17 protein-coding genes are annotated in these 20,225 nt (G+C 48.7%); 14 read left to right on the top strand and 3 right to left on the bottom strand.

What is annotated here, in order from left to right; translation table 11 throughout:
- Positions 1 to 433 precede the first annotated feature (433 nt).
- The 11 genes from hisS to ACFVRY_RS16995 all read left to right on the top strand — a co-directional run bounded on the left by hisS (position 434) and on the right by ACFVRY_RS16995 (position 14,857).
- Positions 434 to 1,687 carry a histidine--tRNA ligase gene (gene hisS / locus ACFVRY_RS17045; RefSeq protein WP_387501436.1) on the top strand — a complete coding sequence of 418 codons (1,254 nt, stop codon included), beginning with the start codon at positions 434 to 436 and terminating at the stop codon, positions 1,685 to 1,687.
- Positions 1,688 to 1,746: 59 nt separating this feature from the next.
- A complete protein-coding gene (gene aspS / locus ACFVRY_RS17040; protein WP_387501435.1) occupies positions 1,747 to 3,531 on the top strand; it encodes an aspartate--tRNA ligase in 1,785 nt (594 codons plus the stop codon).
- A 66-nt stretch (positions 3,532 to 3,597) separates the two neighbouring features.
- Positions 3,598 to 4,350, top strand: a complete 753-nt coding sequence (locus ACFVRY_RS17035) for a tRNA threonylcarbamoyladenosine dehydratase (RefSeq protein ID WP_387501434.1) — start codon at positions 3,598 to 3,600, stop codon at positions 4,348 to 4,350.
- A 221-nt stretch (positions 4,351 to 4,571) separates the two neighbouring features.
- Complete coding sequence (locus ACFVRY_RS17030) at positions 4,572 to 5,870, top strand: NCS2 family permease (protein WP_387501433.1); 1,299 nt, start codon at positions 4,572 to 4,574, stop codon at positions 5,868 to 5,870.
- A gap of 133 nt (positions 5,871 to 6,003) precedes the next feature.
- Positions 6,004 to 8,262, top strand: a complete 2,259-nt coding sequence (locus tag ACFVRY_RS17025; RefSeq protein ID WP_387501432.1) for a HelD family protein — start codon at positions 6,004 to 6,006, stop codon at positions 8,260 to 8,262.
- A 155-nt stretch (positions 8,263 to 8,417) separates the two neighbouring features.
- The gene (locus ACFVRY_RS17020) at positions 8,418 to 9,980 is read left to right on the top strand and encodes a tetratricopeptide repeat protein (protein ID WP_387501431.1); all 1,563 of its coding nucleotides are present in this window, start codon (positions 8,418 to 8,420) and stop codon (positions 9,978 to 9,980) included.
- Between the two features lie 454 nt (positions 9,981 to 10,434).
- Positions 10,435 to 10,716 (top strand): CD3324 family protein, encoded by a 282-nt coding sequence (locus tag ACFVRY_RS17015; RefSeq protein ID WP_066364419.1) that lies wholly within the window; start codon positions 10,435 to 10,437, stop codon positions 10,714 to 10,716.
- Positions 10,717 to 10,855: 139 nt separating this feature from the next.
- On the top strand, positions 10,856 to 12,073 hold the full coding sequence (locus ACFVRY_RS17010) for a chromate transporter (RefSeq protein WP_387501430.1): 1,218 nt from the start codon (positions 10,856 to 10,858) through the stop codon (positions 12,071 to 12,073).
- Between the two features lie 274 nt (positions 12,074 to 12,347).
- A complete protein-coding gene (locus ACFVRY_RS17005) occupies positions 12,348 to 13,652 on the top strand; it encodes a replication-associated recombination protein A (RefSeq protein WP_387501429.1) in 1,305 nt (434 codons plus the stop codon).
- Between the two features lie 398 nt (positions 13,653 to 14,050).
- A complete protein-coding gene (locus tag ACFVRY_RS17000; protein WP_387501428.1) occupies positions 14,051 to 14,203 on the top strand; it encodes a hypothetical protein in 153 nt (50 codons plus the stop codon).
- Between the two features lie 267 nt (positions 14,204 to 14,470).
- The gene (locus ACFVRY_RS16995; RefSeq protein WP_387501427.1) at positions 14,471 to 14,857 is read left to right on the top strand and encodes a hypothetical protein; all 387 of its coding nucleotides are present in this window, start codon (positions 14,471 to 14,473) and stop codon (positions 14,855 to 14,857) included.
- A gap of 120 nt (positions 14,858 to 14,977) precedes the next feature.
- Here the strand turns inward: ACFVRY_RS16995 and ACFVRY_RS16990 are convergent, their stop codons facing one another.
- Positions 14,978 to 15,424, bottom strand: coding sequence for a GNAT family N-acetyltransferase (locus ACFVRY_RS16990; RefSeq protein WP_387501426.1), 447 nt, complete (start codon positions 15,422 to 15,424; stop codon positions 14,978 to 14,980).
- A gap of 62 nt (positions 15,425 to 15,486) precedes the next feature.
- Here ACFVRY_RS16990 and ACFVRY_RS16985 point away from each other — a divergent pair, with 62 nt between their 5' ends.
- A complete protein-coding gene (locus tag ACFVRY_RS16985) occupies positions 15,487 to 16,260 on the top strand; it encodes a class I SAM-dependent DNA methyltransferase (RefSeq protein WP_387501424.1) in 774 nt (257 codons plus the stop codon).
- A 224-nt stretch (positions 16,261 to 16,484) separates the two neighbouring features.
- Here ACFVRY_RS16985 and mnmA read toward each other — a convergent pair whose 3' ends face one another.
- Complete coding sequence (gene mnmA, locus ACFVRY_RS16980; protein WP_387501422.1) at positions 16,485 to 17,609, bottom strand: tRNA 2-thiouridine(34) synthase MnmA; 1,125 nt, start codon at positions 17,607 to 17,609, stop codon at positions 16,485 to 16,487.
- A gap of 324 nt (positions 17,610 to 17,933) precedes the next feature.
- Between mnmA and cymR the strand changes: the two genes are divergently transcribed.
- Complete coding sequence (gene cymR, locus ACFVRY_RS16975; RefSeq protein ID WP_066364394.1) at positions 17,934 to 18,353, top strand: cysteine metabolism transcriptional regulator CymR; 420 nt, start codon at positions 17,934 to 17,936, stop codon at positions 18,351 to 18,353.
- A gap of 149 nt (positions 18,354 to 18,502) precedes the next feature.
- Here the strand turns inward: cymR and ACFVRY_RS16970 are convergent, their stop codons facing one another.
- The gene (locus ACFVRY_RS16970; RefSeq protein ID WP_387501421.1) at positions 18,503 to 18,991 is read right to left on the bottom strand and encodes a GNAT family N-acetyltransferase; all 489 of its coding nucleotides are present in this window, start codon (positions 18,989 to 18,991) and stop codon (positions 18,503 to 18,505) included.
- Positions 18,992 to 19,116: 125 nt separating this feature from the next.
- On the opposite strand from ACFVRY_RS16970, the gene ACFVRY_RS16965 reads away from it, so the two are divergent.
- The gene (locus ACFVRY_RS16965) at positions 19,117 to 20,004 is read left to right on the top strand and encodes an AraC family transcriptional regulator (RefSeq protein WP_387501420.1); all 888 of its coding nucleotides are present in this window, start codon (positions 19,117 to 19,119) and stop codon (positions 20,002 to 20,004) included.
- The last annotated feature ends 221 nt before the right edge of the window (positions 20,005 to 20,225 follow it).

Raw genomic sequence — 20,225 nt, 5'->3', positions numbered from 1 at the left:
TAACAATAACAGTTATATTATAGTGCTTTGATGACGGGAATAAGTAATTCGGCCCCCACAACCCCAGAGAGGAATCCCCTGACGAATCGGTAGTGTCCATACCAAGGACGATTAAGCCGCTGCGTCTGGCTGTAAGGATTCTGTTGATGAGCGAATGAATGACCTCCCCGAGAACGCACGGCGAACTTCGGCAGGATTTGACAACTGCTGCAATCAGTAGCCGTTTGCGCGTAGGCGGGCGTTAACCGCTTGAAGCGGATGTGGTGAGAGCAATCTCCTGCTCCGGAATGTGGGTGGTACCACGGGTGAATTATTGGTTATGATAATCCCTCGTCCCTGTTTGTGATAAACAGGGCGAGGGATTTTTTGTTATGCTGCGCACTAAACGCAGAAATTAAGGATATAAGGGGTATTTTTTCAGGAGGGATAGGCAGTGGCTAAAGAAAGATTCGAGAAACCCACAGGCACGCAGGATGTGCTGCCAGGCGCGGTGGAGAAATGGCAGTTTGTAGAAGCGAAGGCCAGAGAGCTGTGTCACCGTTTTAACTACCGTGAGATCCGTACACCCATGTTCGAGCATACCGCTTTGTTTGAAAGAGGCGTAGGCGAAACTACGGACATTGTGGAAGGCGAGATGTACACGTTCAAGGACAAAGGCGACCGGGATTTGGCGCTTCGTCCTGAAGGGACAGCAGGCGTTGTACGTGCTTATGTTCAGAACAAGCTCTATGGCGAGCCGGATGTCAGCAAGCTGTATTATATCGGGCCGATGTTCCGTTATGAACGTCCACAAGCGGGAAGATACCGTCAGTTCCACCAATTTGGTGTTGAAGCCTTCGGAGCAGTGGATCCGGCGATTGATGCTGAGGTTATTTCCTTGGGTTACGAGTTCTATAAGGAACTGGGTTTGAAGGATGTTCGGGTGGAGATCAACTCCGTGGGTAACGCGCCAAGCCGTGCGGCCTATCGGGAGGAGCTTCTGAATTTCCTGAGACCGATGAAGGACAATCTTTGCGGTGACTGCCAGCGGCGTATGGAGCGCAATCCGCTGCGGGTACTGGACTGCAAGGTGGACCAGGATAAATTCACCGATGCACCGTCCATTTTGGATAGTCTGGATGAAGAATGCACAGTGCATTTTGCCAAGGTGAAGCAGCACCTGGATGTCATGGGTGTTGAATATTCTATCAATACGCGTCTTGTGCGCGGACTCGATTATTACACGCATACTGCGTTTGAATATAAAGCAGCCGGCATCGGTTCCATCGATACGGTCGGCGGCGGCGGGCGCTACAACGGGCTCGTGGAACAAATCGGGGGCCCGGATCAACCGGGTATCGGTTTCGGGATCGGCTTGGAGCGTATTCTGCTCATTCTGGAACACCAGAAGGTAGAGCTGGAATCCTCCAAGCCGCTGGATGTCTATTTCGTAGCGTTGAGTGAGGAAGCTGATCTTGAGATTACGAAGCAGTTGTATCTTCTGCGCAGCAAAGGCTACTCTGCCGAACGCGATTATTTGGGCCGGAAAATGAAGGCGCAAATGAAGTCGGCAGACCGCATGGCGGCCAGATACACCGCGATCCTGGGCGAAGACGAGTTGAAGGCCGGTGTTATTGCCTTAAAGTCGATGGACACAGGAGAACAGCGTAACGTCAAGCTGGATGAACTGGTTCAGTCCATTGGATAGCCTGAAGTAACAGTGATAGTACAAGCGATATTTCAACCATGAAAGGATATGATCAAATCATGCAAAGAAGTCATCATTGTGGACAATTAACGCAGGACCATATTGGACAAACCGTTACCCTTAACGGCTGGGTACAGACCCGCCGCGACCTCGGGGGCGTGCTTTTCATTGATCTCCGTGACCGCAGCGGAATTGTACAGGTTGTTTTCAATCCCGACTATTCGGGCGAAGCGCTGCAAATTGCTGACAAAGTACGCAGCGAATACGTTCTAGCTGTTACAGGTAACGTGGTTAAGCGCGATGCCGAAACCGTGAATAAGAATCTGCCTACCGGTGAGATTGAAGTGCAAATCACGAATATTGAAGTGCTGAACGCAGCCAAGACACCTCCGTTCTTCATCGAAGATGGTGTGGAAGTGGACGAATCCTTGCGTCTGAAATACCGTTACCTCGACCTGCGTCGTCCTGAAATGCAAAAGACGCTGCTGTTGCGTTCCAAAGCATCTAAAATATTCCGTGACTTCCTGGACAGCGAAGGCTTTATTGATGTAGAAACACCGATTCTAACCAAAAGCTCACCAGAAGGCGCGCGTGACTATCTTGTACCGAGCCGAGTGCATGAAGGGGAATTCTTCGGTCTGCCGCAATCTCCGCAAATCTACAAACAGCTGCTGATGGTGGGCGGTATAGAACGCTACTATCAAATCGCCCGTTGCTTCCGCGATGAGGATCTGCGTGCTGACCGTCAGCCGGAATTCACCCAGGTCGACATTGAGACCTCCTTCCTGTCCCAGGATGATCTGCTGGGTATGATGGAGAAGCTATTGCAGCGTCTCTTCAAGGAGACAGTTGGTGCTGATCTCGCTCTTCCGTTCCAACGGTTGACGTATGCTGATGCTATTGGCAAATACGGCTCCGATAAGCCGGACCTGCGCTTTGGGCTGGAACTGATCGAGATGAATGATATCGTAGCGACCAGCGGAGTGAAGGTATTCGCGTCCGTTATCGAAAAAGGCGGAGAAGTGAAGTGCCTTAACGCCAAGGGCTGTGGTACTTGGACCCGTAAAGAAATCGACGATCTTGGACCGTATGCCGCGCGTTACGGCGCGAAAGGGTTGGCATGGATTCAAGTGAAGGATGGCGAATTCAAGGGGCCAATCGTTAAGTTCTTCTCCGAAGAAGAGATTGCTGCTGTTAAGGAACGTACTGGCGCTGAGGAAGGCGACTTGCTGCTCTTCTCCGCAGATAACAAAAAAGTGGTTGCAGATGTTCTTGGTGCGCTACGTCTCAAAATCGGACGCCAGCTCGGCCTGATCGACGACAACGTCTTCAAATTCGCTTGGGTAACAGACTTCCCACTGCTCGGGTATGATGAAGATCAAAAACGTTATGTGGCTGAACACCATCCGTTCACACGTCCGCGTGAAGAGGATCTGCACCTGTTCGAGACTGATCCGGGTGCCATTCGTGCCCAGGCTTACGACATCGTGCTGAACGGCTACGAAGTCGGGGGCGGCTCGATGCGGATCTACAAACGTGAAGTGCAAGAGCAAATGTTTAAAGCACTCGGCTTCTCTGAAGAAGTTGCTTACGAAAAATTCGGTTACCTGCTCGACGCGTTTGAATACGGTACGCCTCCGCACGGCGGAATTGCCTTCGGCCTTGACCGTCTCGTGATGCTGCTCGCTGGACGCACCAACCTGCGGGAAACAATCGCATTCCCGAAAACAGCAAGTGCAACCGATCTGCTAATGGATGCTCCATCCCCAGTGGAAGGCTCGCAATTGGAAGATTTGCACATCAAGCTGGCTCTGAAACCGAAGAAGGAAAAAGACAAAGAATAATCATACTATTCATTCACTGCGAAGCGCATCCTGCGCTTCGTAGTGCTTGTTAAGGAGGCTGAAAATATGTTGGATCAGTTCTCGCGTACAGAACTTGCCATCGGGCCGGAAGGCCTCAAAATCCTGAAGAATAGCACGGTAGCGGTACTCGGTATCGGCGGTGTTGGCGGCATGGCCGCAGAAGCGCTGGCCCGTTCCGGAATCGGCCGGATTATTCTGATCGACAAGGACGTGGTGGATATCACTAATGTGAACCGCCAGATCCACGCGCTCACCACCACCGTAGGCCAGAAGAAAGCCGAACTGATGGTAGACCGCATCAAGCTGATCAACCCGGATTGCGATGCCATTGCGCTGAATATGTTCTATACAGAAGAAACCTATGAAGAATTGTTTAAATATAAGCTGGATTATGTGATCGATGCCTCGGACACGATCATCTATAAAGTCCACTTGATCAAAGAATGCCTGGCACGGGGCATTCCGATGATTTCAAGTATGGGTGCAGCCAACAAAATGGATCCTACCCGGTTCCAGGTTGCCGATATTTCGAAAACAACCTATGACCCGATTGCCCGGATTATCCGTCAGAAGCTGCGTAAAGAGGGCATCAAAAAGGGCGTTAAGGTGGTATTCTCTACGGAGATTCCGATGAAGCCGCGTCAGGATGTTACGGATAAAATCGTTCCCGAGAACGCACCGGACAGACGCAAAGCTAAACAACCACCTGCGAGCAACTCGTTCGTTCCCCCTGTTGCTGGTCTCATTATGGTTAGTGTAACCGTTAAGGACCTTCTGGAAGCTAAGGGCATCAATTAATAAACTAGGCGGGTCATTAGGGATTACGTTCAGTTGTGCTTGATCGTCATGTCCCGATAGAATCCGGTGGATAAAGGGTAGACTAATCAACAAGCGTCACAAGGACAAAAGGGCGTACAGCCGGTTTCCGGCTGCTGACGCCCTTTTGTTGGGGGTTAAGCCTCTTTTTTTAACAAGCATGAATTGGACCTGACTTGACATTTAGCGGAGGTTTTTAGAGAATGAAATCGAATTTTTGGCGAAATAGCGTAGGTTTACTGCCTGAACATGACTGGAAACGGGAATGGGCGGCCGGTATTCTCTCCTATTTCGCTTCAGTATATATTGTAATGGTCAATGCGGCTATTCTGCACGATGCAGGAATGCCGCTGCGGGCGGGAATGGTAGCTACACTGCTGACGGCCCTTACGGGCTGTCTGTTGATGGCCTTTGCTGGCAAGACGCCGATTATTGTGGTGCCGGGGATGGGGATCAACGCCTTTTTCACATACACCCTTGTGCATTCCATGAAGCTGGACTGGCGGGAGGCGCTGGCTGTAGTTGTTGTAACCGGCGTACTGTTTGCTATCGTGGCGTTCACCTCGCTGTATCGCATCTTGAGCGAAGCAATACCGCACAATTTGCAGCATGCCATCACAGTCGGCATTGGTCTGTTCCTGACCTTCATCGGCCTGCAGAAGAGCGGAATTGTTATTGCCCACCAAACGACCTTCGTGGCCATCGGCCACTTCAGTGATCCGGCAGTAATCACGTCATGCATTACTCTGCTGCTCGCACTGGTACTGTTCATCCGTGGTACGAGTGGCGGTCTGCTGATCAGTATGGCGGTAGGCACCGGACTTGCTTATCTGCTGGGTGCCACCAAAGGACCGGAGAATGTGGAATCCGGACATGTTTTCAGCGGATACAGTAATGTATTCTTCGGCATGCAATGGACGGGCCTGCTCAGCCTGGTATTCTGGATTGCCATTTTCTTATTGTTACTAATTGTTGTCTTTGAAAATATCGGTCTAATCGCCTCTCAGACTCAACTGGCGAACCGTCCAGAGCGCTTTAAAAGCAGCTTACGCGCGCTTTCCATTGCCAACATCGCGGCAGGGATCTTCGGTAGCAGCCCGGTTGTCGCCGCTGCAGAATCCAATGCCGGTATTGCGGCAGGTGGCCGCTCCGGTCTGACCTCGCTGGTCACAGGTATCCTGTTCGGTGCAACCTTCCTGTTCATTCCACTGCTGGCTTATGTGCCGGACAGCGCCATTGCCCCGATCCTGATGGTCATTGGGGGATTGATGGTGCAGAGCGTACGTGAGATGGACTTTAGCGATATGACAGAGCTGTTCCCGGCATTCCTGGTTATGGTCATGATTCCGTTCACCTATAGCATCGTCGACGGGATGGCGTTTGGCTTCATTACCTACCCGATCCTAAAGCTGTCGATGGGCAAAGGCAAGGATGTCCCACCAGCCCTGTACGCCATAGCGGCCCTATTTGTGGCGAATTTTATCCTGCACGCGCTGTTGTAATCCCCAATTATCTTGTCCAGCTTGAAACATATGGATTTCGGGCCTTGGTTATGCTACAATGAGAATCCTTTTTGTAAGTGGAAGAGGAATAAGGCAACCATGGCTCGATAATACTTTTAGGAGGTAACTGAAATTGGAAGACAATCTTCAAAGTGCCTATCAAGAGGAAGAAGACAGGCTGGACAAAACACTTGTAGAAATTGATGCTGTGCTGGAGAAGCTTCGCAATACGCCGGTGTATACCGGGCATGAATACACGGAGCAAGCCCTGGAGGCTATCAGAGAGCAGAAACGCAGGGATTTGACCAAGCTAAGGCAGGAGCCTTATTTCGGACGGCTTGATTTTCAAGGTACAGATGAGAACGAACGCAGGGCACTTTACATTGGTAAAATCGGTGCAGACCGAGAACAGGTAAGCGACCGTCCGCTAGTCATCGACTGGCGCGCACCGGTAGCAAGCCTGTTCTATTCGTTTACCGGCGGGACGGAGCCAGCTTCCTATGAAGCTCCAGACGGATTGGTAGAAGGGCTGGTCTACCTCAAGCGCAACGTGGTGATCCGCAAGCAGATTCTGGAACGGGTGGCGGACACCTTTAACCGGGAGAGCGACGGTCCGGCGGTATCGGACGAATTCCTCGTTTACCGCCTTGGCGAGAACAAGGATAACCGTCTGCGGGACATCGTGTCCACAATCCAAGAAGAGCAGGACAGGATTATCCGGGCTGCTAAGAATACTGCGCTGATCATTCAGGGCGTGGCGGGTAGTGGGAAGACGACGGTAGCTCTGCACCGTCTAGCCTTCTTGCTCTATCAATACAAGGATCAGGTCTCGGCGGAGAAAATGATTATTTTCGCCCCGAACCGTATGTTCCTTGATTACATCTCTGATGTGCTTCCAGAGCTTGGTGTCGGCAATATTGCGCAGAACACGTTCCCGGATTGGGCGGCAGAGGTGCTTGGATTGGAGCTTACGCAGCAGGATGCGACGCAGACGCTAAACCGCTGGTTCGAGACTTCTGGCAGCATGCCGGAAATCACGGAAGAGACACCGGGCCGCTTCAAAGGTTCCACTGCACTGATGGGCCTTATCGAGGACTCCATCAAGCTGCTGGAAGCAGACACTGTCCCAGAAGGTGACTTTATCCCTTGGGAAGGTGCGGTGCTGCGTCGCTCGATGATTTTGCGCTGGCATAACGAGGAGTACGCACCATACCCTCCGGCGAAGCGCAAGGAGCGGGTGATGGCACGGATACACCGCTGGATCGAGATGGAGCTGAAGAAGAGCCCGTCTGCAGCAGCTATGAAGGAACGCAAGAAGAAAGGTGCTCAGCGGGAAAAAGCGTACAGCGCCAAATGGTCCAAGTACGATCCGCTGACCATCTACAAGCAGATCTTCCGCGCGGCGAAGACCCCGGAGAGCTGGCCCACAGAACCTCCGGAGATCATTCCGGCTGGTGTGCTGAAGGGAACGGCAAAGGAACTGAAGAAGGGAATTATTCGGGAAGAGGATTTGCCGCCCCTGCTGTATATTCATTATCTTCTGAACGGCAACGAAGGCATCAGCCGCTTTGACCATGTCGTGATTGACGAGGCGCAAGACTTCTCACCGTTCCAGATCGCGATTCTGGATCTGTACGTGCGCGGACACTCCTTCACGATCCTAGGGGATCTGTCGCAAGGTATACATGCCTACAAGGGCGTGCATGGCTGGGAAGAGATGCAGAAGCTCTTCGATCCTGAGCATACGGCTTATCATGCGCTTACGCGTAGTTATCGCTCGACGATGGAGATCATCGAGTTCGCGAACGGCATCCTGTCTGCGGGTGTGAACAGCCCGCTGCTGGCCGTACCGGTCTTCCGCAGCGGGAATCCGGTGCGTCTCATCTCCTATGGCGGGGCAGGCCATCCTGAGACAGGCGGCTCTGGAGCAGACCGTCCTGAAGGGGGCAACTCGTTGACGGAGAATGAGTACCTGGCCTCACGCGTTCAGGACCTGAGAGCCGCGCTGGCGGCTCTGTCTGGCCGGGAGTATCGTACGGTCGCTGTGCTGACACGTAGCTTGCGGGAAGCCACGGAGCTGCATGCGGCACTGACAGAGCATTTTACCGATATCCACCTCATCGACGGCAGTATGACAGCTTACCAAGGCGGGTTATCGATACTTCCGGTATACCTGTCCAAGGGACTGGAATTCGACGCCGTTATCCTGGCGGATGCGGACCGGGGTCACTATGGGGACGCAGCCTGGGACGCGAAGCTGATGTATGTCGGGTGCACACGCGCACTACATGAGCTGTGGTTGCTGCATGACGGGGAACTCCCGGCCTACGTGCAGGCATCAGAAGGAGAGGTTCTGATCGGCTGGCCGACGGAGACGTCACCGCAGAAGTAAATTATCAAGGAACTACCGGGGAAATTGCCCCGGTTAGTTCCTTTTTGTATAAATGGAATCAAAATCCTAAAAGAAGCGGTTGACATGCCGGCTGAGATCATTAATCCTTAGAAGTAGGTATAAGTGGAATATGATAGAGAGCAGGTTACACATCAATGACAACTAATGGACAACAGTTCTACCGCTTCAGTGAAGCCCCGATCTGGGAGCTGCAGCGTGCTTATTTTGAAGAAAAAGGTATGAAAGCTTGGGAAGACGACGAAGTGCCACAATATATTACGAGCAATCCTATGATTGCAGAAGCTTACGCAGAGATGATCTTCGGATTTCTTCAGGATCGGGCCGCACAAGGACATGTATCGGAGCCGGTTACCATTCTGGAGCTTGGAGCAGGCGCTGGTCGGCTGGCCTTCCATATCGTTCGACAATTACGCGAAATTAGGGATTACGCAGGGCTTACCTTGCCTCCTGTTCGTTATGTTATGAGTGATTTAGCCGCTAAGAACGTAGCCTCCTGGCAGCGTCATCCTGGCCTGCTGTCTTTGGTAGATGAAGGGCTGCTGGATTTTGCCCGTTTTGATGCCGTTAATGACACGGAGCTGCATCTGACACAGAGCAAAGAGGTCATCCGTCCTGGGGATTTAGAGCAGCCACTCTTGGTAATCGCCAATTACTTTTTTTGCAGTATCCCGCAAGAGCTGCTTTATGTGGATGAAGGGAAAATTTTCGAGTGCGAGGTGGCACTGAAATTTCCAGAGGAAGCGGAAGGGCTTAGCCAATCTGAGCTGCTCAAAAGAGTAGTTCCCGAGTTCCAATACCGTCGTGCAGCCGGCTATGAAGAGGATACGCATCCTTATCAGGGTGTTATAAAAATATATCAGGATAAGCTGGAGGACTCGCATATTCTGTTCCCTGCGGCAGCGTTGACGTGTATGGAGCGTCTGAATGCCTTGTCCCTGGCCGGGTTTCTTCTGATCACGGCGGATAAAGGCGATCACAGGCTGGAGAACTGGGAGTTCGCACCGCCACCTGAACTGATTCACCACGGATGTTTCTCTCTGACAGCGAACTATCATGCGATCCAGCATGCTTTTGAGCAAAGAGGAGCCGTATCGCTGTTCACACAGCATCACTATAAAGACATCAATGCCGGCTGTATTGTCATGCTTCAGGAGCCGACTAGTTATGTACAGACCCGACTGGCCTATCGGCGGTTCATCGGCTGCTTCGGACCGGATGATTTTTACTGCCTGAAGGGATCTGTAGATCAGCATCTGGGTGAAATGGAACTTCGTCAGCTCTTAGCTTTCTGGCGGCTTGGCGGCTATGATGCCGAGTTATTCATCCACAGCGCTGAGCATATCTCGGCCCTGCTCCAGGATTGCGGTGACGAGGAACTGCTTGACTTACAAAGAGGGATACAAATCATGTGGGCCAATCATTATGCGATGGAAGCCAGCTATGATCTTGCCCTGGACTGTGGACTGCTGCTGTTCGAAATGGATCAATTTGCGGAAGCACGGGAGTTCTTGGAACTCACTGTGCAAGCTAATCTGGATGAGCCTGTAGTGCCTGTCCTGTATAGTCTGGCCATCTGCAACTACGAGCTTGGGGATGATGCGGCTACCTTGGAATATACGACCAGAGCATTGGAGCTGGAGCCGGAATACGAAGAGGCTTTGGAATTGTTGAATGCGCTGAAACAGGGAGTGGAATGATCTGCGCGTGGAGGGTATTGTTGGTGAAGAATGTTTTAAACTGTTCTTGCACTTGTAACTCCACTGGGGCTATGGCTTAATAATAAGTGTCCGGCCGGGCAAGATGACTTCTGGAAGGAGGCTGATTACGATGATTTCAGTATACGAGGTGGTTTCCGTCTAACGACGGAAACTGCAATACAAGGGGAGGCCGCAAGGCCTCCTTATTTAAAAAACATAACGAATAAAAATCACAATGTATTTTAAGACACGGGCTCCAAGTTTGTAAACACTAACATAAAAACGATGACAAGATTGTTGTATCTGAATATAGACGCCTAACGGCTGGTTTAATATAATGAAATTACGGTATTTACCAAATTTGAGAATAAGAAAGGAGAGCGTGACATGATTATCTTTAACAAGAAGTTGGTCGGAACTCAAGGAACACACCTGTTGAAGGAGGAAACGAAACGTGAGTTATGTAAATGGGAGGGATGTTCTTCCCCCTAGGCTCTTAGAGGAGCTTCAGGGATACATTCAGGGAGAACTGTTATACATCCCCAAGAAATCGGAGCAGCGTGTCAGATGGGGCGAGAACAGTGGTTCAAGACAGGAGATTGCGAACCGCAATGAAGAGATTTTTTGTTCTCACCGCAGCGGATGCTCTGTATCGGAGCTTCAGAAAAGATATCATCTATCGGAAGAAAGTATCCGTAAAATTATATCAAAAATGCGGCTAGCGCTGAACCGCTAGGCCGCACTTTGAACAAAGAGCATGGCTCCCGTCCCGCTGACGAGGTCATGCTCTTTATTATGTATTTCTCTGATATGGTATGATAGGAGAAACATGTGTCGATCTGCCGATTCATCGGTAAAGGAGGACTAAAAGTACCGTGAGCAACAAAAAAGTTGAGATCGAACATGAAGCTGGAAGCAGAAGTCGCGCCCTTTTGGAAGTCCTGACTGTATCAACAAAGCTTGGTCTTACTTCGTTCGGAGGGCCCATTGCACATCTTGGTTATTTTCACGATGAATACATACGCCGGCGGAAATGGATGGACGAACGAAGCTATGCGGATCTGGTTGCACTGTGCCAGTTTTTGCCAGGTCCTGCCAGCAGTCAAGTCGGGATTGGAATTGGTTTAATTCGTGCTGGTATACTAGGTGGCCTAACGGCTTGGGTAGGTTTTACGCTGCCTTCAGTCCTGATGCTGGTCCTGTTCGCTTTTCTACTCCAAGGGTTTGATATTGGCAGCGCGGGCTGGATTCACGGTCTTAAGATCGTCGCAGTTGCCATCGTTGCACAGGCGATCTTTGGGATGGGTCAGAAGCTGGCTTCTGACCGCAACAGGGCAACGATCGCGATCGGGGCTGCATCGGTTGCTCTTTTGTGGCAGAATGTCTTTACTCAGGTCCTGATTATTATTATTGCAGGCATCATTGGTATGCTGTTGTATAGAAAAACCGCAGTTTCGGAAACTACGACACTATCCGTACCTATTAGCCGAAGGGTGGCCATCCTCTGTTTGGCGCTTTTCTTGGGACTCTTGATTCTGCTGCCGGTGCTGCGACAGTTTGTGATAGCGGATGGACTCTCCCTATTCGACAGTTTTTATCGGTCAGGGGCGCTAGTTTTTGGTGGTGGGCATGTTGTCCTTCCGCTGCTTGAAAAAGAACTTGTACCGACAGGATGGATCAGCCAAGCGGATTATTTGGCTGGATATGGTGCGGCGCAAGCCGTACCTGGTCCGCTGTTTACCTTTGCCAGTTACTTGGGAGCGATGATTAACGGAGTTAGTGGTGCTTTAATTGCCACAATCGCTATTTTTCTTCCTGCCTTTCTGTTAATTACAGGCTGTCTGCCGTTCTGGAATGCTTTGCGTAAAAGCTCTGGCATTCAAGGCGCATTCGCTGGGATCAATGCAGCAGTAGTCGGAATTTTACTGGCAGCGCTGTATAATCCGCTTTGGACCACGGCCATTTTGGCCCCTGTGGATGTAGCGTTGGCTTTGATTCTGTTTTTGATGCTTGTGTTCTGGAAGTTGCCACCTTGGATCATTGTAATTGCAGGAGCGGTGGGCGGAACTTTGATTACATTTCAAACTATATAGATTGAACTTGAAAATTTGAGTTAAGGGAAAAGTGGCGGAGGGAATTTTGGAACTGTAGGAGCGTTAGCGACCGCCTAAAAGCTTTCCAGAGAAAGGCTCTCATCGGAAGCATAGGCTGTCTGCGGATTTCTACCGCGAACAGCGATATTAAATCAAGAAATCTGCAGACAACAGCGGCCGGAAGTCCAAACATTCGCTGGAGTCACGATTAATCCCGAAACAGAAAAATCACTAGTTCAATCTATTTATAGAATATCGCAAGGAAGTGAAGAATATGGATTTATTTTCATTTGAAGAGAGCAGAGGAGACGGACGGCTGCTGGCTGACCGCATGCGCCCGGAGAATCTAGATGAATATATCGGACAGGAGCATATCATAGGCCGGGGCAAATTGCTGCGCCGGGCGATTGAGGCTGACCAGGTCTCGTCGATTCTGCTCTATGGGCCACCGGGCTGCGGCAAGACGACGCTAGCTCATATTATTTCCCACCACACGAAAGGGGAGTTTGTGCGGTTGAATGCCGTCGAGGCTTCCATCAAGGACGTGCGTGAGGTGATAGAACAGGCCCAGAGTAACAAGGCATTGTACGGGACGAAGACAATTCTCTTCCTGGACGAGGTGCATCGCTTCAACAGCTCGCGCCAGGATGCCTTGCTGCCCGCGGTGGAGAAGGGCACGATTATCTTCATCGGGGCGACGACAGAGAACCCGTTCCATTATGTGAACGGGGCCTTGATGAGCCGGTCCACGCTGTTCCAGTTGGAGTCGCTGACGCGGGAGCATAGCCTTACGGCGATGAAGCGCGCCCTGGACGATAAGGAACGGGGCCTGGGGTTCATGGACCTCCGAGTGGACGAGGAGGCCCTGCAGCATATCGCCACGATGGCGAACGGCGACATCCGGCGGGCACTGAATGCGCTGGAGTTAGCTGCGCTCACGACAGCGCCCGAGAGCGACGGTAGCGTGCATATCACGCTGGAGGTCGCGGAGGAGTCCATCCGCCGCCCGATCGTCAAGGCGGATGAATCGACGCAGTATGATGTGCTGTCTGCTTTTCACAAGAGCATTCGCGGGTCTAGCGACGCCGCACTGTTCTGGTTCCTCTATGCCGTCGAAAAGCTCGGCATGGACCCGATGACCTTTATCCGGCGTCTGATCGCGGCCAGCAGCGAGGACATCGGCCTTGCCAATCCGCAGGCCATGGTGCAGGCTGTCAGCGCCCTGGAGGCTTACCGGAACAACGGCTGGCCGGAAGCGAAGCTGAACATCGCCCAGGCGATTCTGTTCGCAGTGGAGAGTCCGAAATCCAATGCCGTGTATACGGCTATCTCCAAGGCTATGGCCAGCATTGAGGAGCTGAAATCGGCAGAGGTGCCATTGCACCTGCGGGACACGCATTACAAAGGCGCATCCGCACTGGGTCACGCCGGGTACCAGTACCCGCATGATTTTCCGGGCCATTATGTGAAGCAGGAATACTTGCCCAAGGCGATTTCCCGCAGAGTGTTCTATCAAGCCACCGAGCAGGGCAATGAAGCGAAGATTCGGCATAATCAGGCGCTGCGGCGGGAGCGATAGATTTGAGTAGGACTTTTCTTAACCTACAGCAGGAGAGTTTTCCAATGGACGGAGCTTTTTTACGCTAATGTAATGGTAGTGCTTATGTGGATATTACATGGGGCTTTAGGAGGGAAACTATGGTTACACTAGTTAAAATGACGCTTGAAGATTCTTACAGAATCTGCAATATAGATGATGACATTCACATGCTGAAAAAGCTGTAAGTTTAATAGGCAGCCTTAATAACTCTTGATTAGAAAAAGTCCTGTCAGGCAGGCTTTCATATTGTAGTTCGGCGATTGGCTTCGCGGCGACGAGCATGACTCAAACAGTATAACTAAGGAAATAGGAGGAGGAATGGCCATCCTATTCTTAGGATGGCCGAGATAAGAATATTACTGACAGGGGGAGTAATATTGAACTTACGGATGAGTGCTTCTTCTTATCGGCTGGAGCTAGGCTACGAATTAGGATTTGGACCAAGTGTTTATGATACTATGGCAGAAATAATTCTTTCTTTTCGCGAACCGAAACAAGATATTCTTTTCTTACTATACGAACTGGAATAGAGAATTGGATCCGCACAGGGAGGGGATGATTCAATTTTGGGCAGGGAGTTTCCATTCTAATGTTGTCTACGACCCTGATCAAACGATTCACCAAAGAGTGAAGGATATTCTGCTACAGCATTACGCTCCTGAGCTCGATCCCAATGAAAATCAGACCTACATGAATGAACTTCTCTCTCAATTCAGAGGAACAGCGTATGAAGAATTAAGTAAAGAACGGATATTGAAAGTTGGAGCTGCCGTGAATGATATGAATTCAATATTACAGTGCTCGTTCCCTCTTGGGGAGGCGTTCTTCTTTCCTCTCTGTCATTCCCACATAGCCCGAACAGCTTCGGCAATGGAGCAGCCTTGCTCCCGACCGGCGATTGCTGTTATGGCGCAGCGCGTCGAATCGTAGGGGTTGGTGCCAGTGGCCGCAACACTGTGTTCATCTGGGATTATGAGATAAACGTTGTGGGATTTACGCTTAAGGAAATCAAAGCCGTTATGGAGGAAAAAAAGGGGAGCAAACTTGAGATCTCCCGGTCCATTGAATTGTTGCGGGAGAAGATGTTGGAAATGGACTTCAGGAAATTAGAATTGGAGCAAGCGCAGGTACTTCTTGCCCGTATGCTAGCCAATAAGCTGGCGTTGTTGAAGGAGAAGCAATAAAGAGACTAGGAGTAACGAAAAAGAAATGTTTCTAATCTCTATACGTGGATTGGTGCAACCTTCTTCATCCGCTTGTGGTTGCTGACTTCTCCCTCGTAACGTCTATTGGTCGCAGATGACTTAATTAACGGAGAAATGTACCCAATCTTTCCCTTGGATGGCGTTCATTTTATGGAAGAATGATTGGGCTCGTTCATTATGAATAGAAGTTATCCAAGTCATATTGGCGTATCCCGAATCCTTACAATAATTTTCACATGCCGAATAGAGTTGGGACTCCAGTTCTGAGTCTCTATAAGGTACCTTGAGGAAGAGATCGTTCATTACAGCGATTTTATCTGCTCTCATTGAACTAAAAGTAAAGTAGAGAGTAGCAAAACCGACGAGTTTACCATTTTCTTCTGCAACGAATTGAATGCCAAATTGTTTGTCAAAAAGGGTTTTAATCAGTTGATGAATTTTGTCGATAGGCGGGTGAGGGTTTTGATAAAAGTCGACATACTCATACATTAATTCCGTCAAACTTGTTAAATCATTAGGTTCAGCAATTCTTACAAAAGACGACATAGTAATTCCTCCAGATAGATAGTATTAATATAATATAACCAATTTAATAGGGGGTACTTGTGTTGAATGATTCTGTTCTAAAGTTCTATGATGAGATTGCAGAAGACTATCATCTTATATTTGTTGATTGGAATCAAGCAATTTCGCAGCAAGGTGAGATTCTCGACAAAGTAATCCAATCCAAGTTGACTAATTCTAACACGCAAAACCCTTCACTTTTGGACTGTTCGTGCGGTATAGGTACACAAGCAATCGGATTGGCGAAATACGGGTATAACGTAAGTGCGACTGACATAAGTCCTGTTTCTGTAAAAAGGGCCGAAAAAGAAGCGATATCCCGCGGGGTTAACATCAACTTTGGAGTAGCAGATTTTCGCTCATTGGATAAAGATGTACCGGGATTATTTGATATCGTTCTGTCGGCGGATAATGCGATTCCTCATCTACTTACAGACGGAGATCTAAATAAAGCTTTTCAAAATATGCATACAAAGCTTAATCAGGATGGTTTGCTTTTAGCCACCATAAGAGACTACGATGCATTGGTAAAAGAGAAGCTAACAACCACACATCCGCGTGTTTTCGATGAGGGTAAGCGGATTGTCTTTCAGGTATGGGATTGGGCAGAAGACGGAAAAACGTATACGACAAACCAATTTATCGTGCAAGAAATTAACGGTGAGTGGGTAACAAAACATAATAGAACTGAGTACAGAGCATTGTTGCGTGAAGATATTAACAAAGCATTAAGTGCGACTGGTTTTACAGATATTGAGTGGCATCTTCCTGTCGATTCAGGATATTACCAGCCTATTGTGACAGCCCGGAAATTTTAAAAAATCTTATTCTCAGTTGTTGCAGTAGAGCCCCTAGAATTTATTCTAAGGGCTATTTGGAGTTCAGGGAGACAACTTTGAGCATATGCACTTGAGAATGTAATTAAGATAATCCTTTGAAGGATCTGTATCTGAAAGCTAATAAAATAAAATGGCGACCAGACGGAATTCTCCGTGGTCGCCATTTATTTTAGCCAACACATCTACAATGCTCTAACAACAAGTTAGGCATTCTGCGCTAAAGGCACAACTTTCTCTGCATATTCAATCGTCCCGCCGCCAAGGCACTCTTCGCCTTGGTAGAAGACAACGGCTTGTCCAGGCGTAATCGCCTTTTGTGGCACGTCAAACGCTACATGCACGGTTCCGTCTTCGCGTGCAGTCAACGTTACGCCTTGATCCGGCTGACGGTAACGGAACTTCGCCACACATTGCAGCGGCTCCGCGCCGAGCTGTGTGCCGTTGATCCAGTTCACCCCGGAGGCTACGAGCCCGGTGGAGTAGAGACTGTGGTGCTTGTCGCCTTGCACTACGTACAGAATGTTGCGGCTCAAGTCCTTCTCTGCCACAAACCATGGCTCACCATTGCCCGATCCGCCGATGCCCAGTCCCTGGCGTTGTCCCAGTGTGTAGTACATCAGCCCTTCGTGACGGCCTTTGACTTCGCCAGTAGCGATGTCGACCATGTCACCCGACTGGGCTGGCAGGTACTGACTGAGGAATTCACGGAAGTTGCGCTCTCCGATGAAGCAGACGCCAGTACTGTCTTTTTTCTTCGCGGTATATAGACCTGCTTCTTCGGCAATTCTCCGTACTTCCGGTTTCGGCAGATGGCCGATCGGGAACATAGCTTTGGAGAGCTGGTACTGATTCAAGGCGTTCAGGAAGTAGGTCTGATCTTTGTTGTTGTCGACACCGCGCAGTAGCTTGTACACGCCATCTTCCTCAACCACGCGCGCATAGTGACCGGTAGCCACATAATCTGCGCCGAGCTGCAGCGCCTTGTTCAGGAATTCCCCGAATTTGATCTCACGGTTGCACATGACATCGGGATTGGGGGTGCGTCCAGCCTTATATTCATCGAGAAAATAGGAAAAGACTTTATCAAAGTATTCCTTCTCGAAGTTTACGGTATAGTAAGGGATATCAATCTGCTCGCAGACGCGGCGAACATCCTCTGCATCCGTTTCTGCCGTGCAAACGCCGAATTCGTCGGTATCGTCCCAGTTCTTCATGAAGATGCCGATGACGTCATAGCCCTGCTGCTTGAGCAGAAGCGCCGTGACGGAGGAATCGACTCCTCCGGACATGCCGACGACGACACGTGTGTCTTGCTTTGCTTTTGTCATCGTAATCACCATTTCTGTGCAAAATATGAAGCGAACGGCCAAAGTATTTATGAAACACCCGGCTCAAATTGTATTATAACATACCTGTCTACCACAGACTGTCCACTTTAGGCTAAATTCAGCCAAAAAAGCCCAAAGTCATGACAATTTGTCCACTGGGAGAGAACATTCTTGCAAAAAAGTTACGTTTTGTTCTCCAAATGTGGGCGCAGATATGTTAACATAAACTCATAGGAAACATCGGAATACGTTGAAATGTATGTTTTGTATTACCCGACTAATGATTATACTATAAACAGCAACTAAACTGAAAGAGGTGCCCCTTTGAAAATATCGACAAAAGGACGTTACGGATTAACAATTATGATGGAGCTTGCCATGAAATTCGGCGAGGGCCCAACATCACTTAAAAGTATTGCCGAGAAAAATGGATTGTCTGAGCATTATCTGGAGCAACTGATCGCTCCCTTGCGGAACGCGGGTCTTGTAAAAAGTATTCGCGGAGCCTACGGCGGTTACATTCTGGCCCGCGAAGTGGCTTCCATCACTGCGGGAGATATTATCCGCGTATTGGAAGGTCCTATTTCCCCTGTCGATTTTACGGAAGAAGATGACCCGGCTAAGCGTGACCTGTGGCTTCGTATCCGCGACAGCATTGCTGATGTGCTGGATTCCACCACATTGTCGGATCTGATCAATTTTAAAGAAGAGAATCATGCTGACAACTACATGTTCTATATTTAGATAAAATGTAAATTAACTTATTTCAAAATACTTCACGCATGACTCTGCTATCCCCTGTTACTGGGGAGCAGATAACCAGCAATAAAAGCCCGTCAACCTTAATTGGTCGGCGGGCTTTTATTCTTTTTACATGATAAGCTCCGTGAATATTAACTAAAGTGGAGATACATGATATGCATATCTGAGTACAATCCGTTCTTCAAGCGAAACCCTTCGGGAATGGTTCCTACAGTCTTGAACCCTGCTTTCTGATAGGTGTGGATAGCTGCAGAATTGCTTGAAACTACTGCATTAAATTGCATTCCTCTAAAGCCCAACTCTCTAGCTTGTTCGATCGATTTTTTGACCAGTGGGTCTGCCAGCTTTCGGCCGCGGTACAGTTTGGAAATACCATAACTCGCGTTTGCTACATGGCTGCATCTGCCGATATTATTAGGGTGTAAAATATAGTAGCCAGCCACTTCACTATCTACCAAGATACATGTGACAGCGGATTGCTCCTCCAGCATTTTTTCGAATTCGCTCTCCTCGTAATGATCTTCTCCAGGAAATGCGACACCATCATTCAATATGTCGTTCCAAATATTCTTAAGGAGCGTTATATCTTCTTTCTTATAATCTCGGAATGTAATATGCATTTTTGCTCTCCTAACTTTAAATGTAATTTGAAATTAGATATGATGATATCATCAATTATTTGAGTTATCTGCAATTATATTATCAATTTATATAGGAATATCGTCATTTTGAGAGCGGGGGTTATATGAATAAGAATTTAGAGGAAAAGAATGATTATCCAGACACCCTTTTCCCAATTGAAATGTATACGGTCACTCGATTGTCGTGTATACCTCACGGAAGAGGCTTTAATGACTTACACTGGCATGATGAAATTCAACTAACCGTGGTCACTTCCGGTTGGATAAGCATGCAAATTAACGGTGATAATTATAGGCTTAATTCGGGAGAAGCAATTTTTATAAATAAAGGCTTGTTGCACGTAACCACAGAGATGTCCGCTGATGGGCAATATGTAAGTTTCAATTTTCCTGAAAAACTATTATGTTTTTTTTCAGGAAGTCGAATGGAACTCCAGTATGTCCAACCCTATACCAATAGTTCAGCATTTCCAACGAAGATTCTCAATAAAGACGTAGAATGGCAAGCCTATTTAATTCAAATGTTATGGGACCTAAAAAAAATGTATGAAGAACCAAGATATTTTGGGTGGGAGTATGAAGTGGCATGCAAGATAAACTGTATGTGGATGAAATTGATAAGCCATGTGCCCTTACAAAATAACGAAACAAATAACAAATCTAAGATGCAGCAGTTGGAGCGTGTTCAATCCATACTCAGCTTTATCCATCAAAATTACTCGGAAGAGATCGCTTTAGCAGATATAGCCCAATCGGCTAGGGTCAGTATCGCAGAATGTGGTAGATGTTTTCATAAAATTGTTCATACAACTCCGTATAACTACCTTATTGGATATCGGATTAAACGAAGTGTGGAACTACTAGATGCTTCAAGATTCACTATTACTGAGATCGCCACTCGAGTTGGATTCAATCATGTTAATCATTTCATTCAATCCTTTAAGAAGCATCATGGAATAACACCTCGAGAATATCGAAAATCTAGACTCTAAACTCTTCCATTAGGAAAGCTAGCACCGGAACATAGACTGTCGACAGATTTCAACCACCAGGAGCAGTATATTCCCCTTCACCAGTTGTCTTTACAGTGAAAAAGAGGGGTGCGTCCCCAACTAACAGCATTTTTGTACCTCTGTCAATAGAGTGGACACAGTAAATAGGGTCAATTCGCGAGTTTTAGATTGCTGTAGTAAAGTGACTCAAAACGATCTGG

Source organism: Paenibacillus sp. NPDC057934, from assembly GCF_042887565.1.
Classification (GTDB): domain Bacteria; phylum Bacillota; class Bacilli; order Paenibacillales; family Paenibacillaceae; genus Paenibacillus_AQ.
This window is presented reverse-complemented; position numbering and strand designations above follow the sequence as displayed.

What these genes read in the sequence shown, in the direction of transcription:
- aspS (WP_387501435.1), top strand. Translation starts at nt 1,747, where the DNA reads ATGCAAAGAAGTCATCATTGTGGACAATTAACGCAGGACCATATTGGA.
- ACFVRY_RS17035 (WP_387501434.1), top strand. Translation starts at nt 3,598, where the DNA reads ATGTTGGATCAGTTCTCGCGTACAGAACTTGCCATCGGGCCGGAAGGC.
- ACFVRY_RS17030 (WP_387501433.1), top strand. Translation starts at nt 4,572, where the DNA reads ATGAAATCGAATTTTTGGCGAAATAGCGTAGGTTTACTGCCTGAACAT.
- ACFVRY_RS17020 (WP_387501431.1), top strand. Translation starts at nt 8,418, where the DNA reads ATGACAACTAATGGACAACAGTTCTACCGCTTCAGTGAAGCCCCGATC.
- ACFVRY_RS17005 (WP_387501429.1), top strand. Translation starts at nt 12,348, where the DNA reads ATGGATTTATTTTCATTTGAAGAGAGCAGAGGAGACGGACGGCTGCTG.
- ACFVRY_RS16990 (WP_387501426.1), bottom strand. Translation starts at nt 15,424, where the DNA reads ATGTCGTCTTTTGTAAGAATTGCTGAACCTAATGATTTAACAAGTTTG.
- mnmA (WP_387501422.1), bottom strand. Translation starts at nt 17,609, where the DNA reads ATGACAAAAGCAAAGCAAGACACACGTGTCGTCGTCGGCATGTCCGGA.
- ACFVRY_RS16970 (WP_387501421.1), bottom strand. Translation starts at nt 18,991, where the DNA reads ATGCATATTACATTCCGAGATTATAAGAAAGAAGATATAACGCTCCTT.
- ACFVRY_RS16965 (WP_387501420.1), top strand. Translation starts at nt 19,117, where the DNA reads ATGAATAAGAATTTAGAGGAAAAGAATGATTATCCAGACACCCTTTTC.